We start from the raw sequence: 1,110 nt of genomic DNA, 5'->3' as shown, positions 1-1,110 counted from the left end.
GCCTTATTACCTATAAGGAGGAAGTTTAAGTGAGAGAGTGCGGAGAAACAAAACAACGCTGGATGATCGGGGAAACTAACGGCAAAGAACATGTTTTGCGGGAAGCGGTTGAACATTATGAAGCAGAACCACAAATGACTAAGCCCATCGAAGAATGCGGAGAACTCATTAATGAAATACATGTCAATATTCCAAAGGGGCCTCAGCAATTGAGCTGAGGCCTTGCATATGTCCAATAATAGAGACCTCACGCGTCCGGAGGTCTCTTGCGCAATATTAATCATTATCCTTTATCAATTAACATTTTTATAGAAACTATCATTAAAAGAATTGCAAAACCTTTTTTTAAAGCATACGGAGAGATATACTGAGCAATTTTACCCCCTAACATAGCCCCTAATAATAAGGTTATACATATAATAATTCCTGCCTTTATATCTACATTTCCTTTCTTATAATATTCTAAAAAAGCTAAGATACCTACAGGTGGTAAAAGTATGGCAAGTGAAGTCCCTTGGGCCTTTAATTGAGTAAAACCAATAATATAAGTTAGCGCAGGAATAATAATTATCCCGCCGCCTATTCCAAATAAACCGCTTAAAACTCCAGCCGCAAAACCAATTATAATAAATAAAATAATATTTAACATAATATTATGTTACCCCATTTCCTTCAGTAGGGACTTATCTTGATCTCTCAGGCACATATCTTCATCTTTCTTTCGCTTCCTTAATTCGCCACTATTAAATAAAATTCCTGCAATGAAATGCAGGAATAGTGATAAAGCCAATAAGAAAGAGACGTCTCATAGGTTTAGGAAACTAATGAAAACGTCTCTTATAAGAAACCAGTCAATGTGAGCAAAATGTGAGCATTTTATGCGGTGATCACATCGGACGTGCACTAATTAAGGGAATGTTAACCCTTTTCTACATCATGCCGCCCATACCGCCCATGCCGCCGCCCATGCCGCCCATATCAGGTACCCCGCTACTCTTGGACGGTAGGTCTGTGATCAAACATTCGGTGGTCAGAAGCATAGCGGCAATAGAAGCCGCATTTTGCAGAGCTGAACGTGTGACTTTCGCCGGGTCAACGATACCGGCGGCA

Annotated in this window: 2 protein-coding genes and 1 pseudogene; 1 reads left to right on the top strand and 2 read right to left on the bottom strand. The window is 39.8% G+C overall.

All coding sequences use genetic code 11. The features are described from left to right. The first annotated feature begins 29 nt into the window (after positions 1–29). Positions 30–218 (top strand): nucleoside triphosphate pyrophosphohydrolase family protein, encoded by a 189-nt coding sequence (locus AC6I5A_RS04405; RefSeq protein ID WP_034612194.1) that lies wholly within the window; start codon positions 30–32, stop codon positions 216–218. A gap of 65 nt (positions 219–283) precedes the next feature. On the opposite strand, the gene AC6I5A_RS04400 is transcribed toward AC6I5A_RS04405, so the two are convergent. Together AC6I5A_RS04400 and groEL are read right to left on the bottom strand one after the other, a co-directional pair. Continuing rightward, the gene (locus AC6I5A_RS04400) at positions 284–649 is read right to left on the bottom strand and encodes a sulfite exporter TauE/SafE family protein (protein ID WP_034612192.1); all 366 of its coding nucleotides are present in this window, start codon (positions 647–649) and stop codon (positions 284–286) included. 280 nt (positions 650–929) lie between these two features. Beyond that, positions 930–1,110: pseudogene (gene groEL, locus AC6I5A_RS04395) on the bottom strand (chaperonin GroEL); the annotation flags it as partial.

The sequence above is a fragment of the Desulfosporosinus sp. Tol-M2 genome, assembly GCF_059735615.1.
The sequence above is the reverse complement of the archived record's forward strand: the minus strand, read 5'-3'. Positions and strand labels throughout refer to the sequence as shown.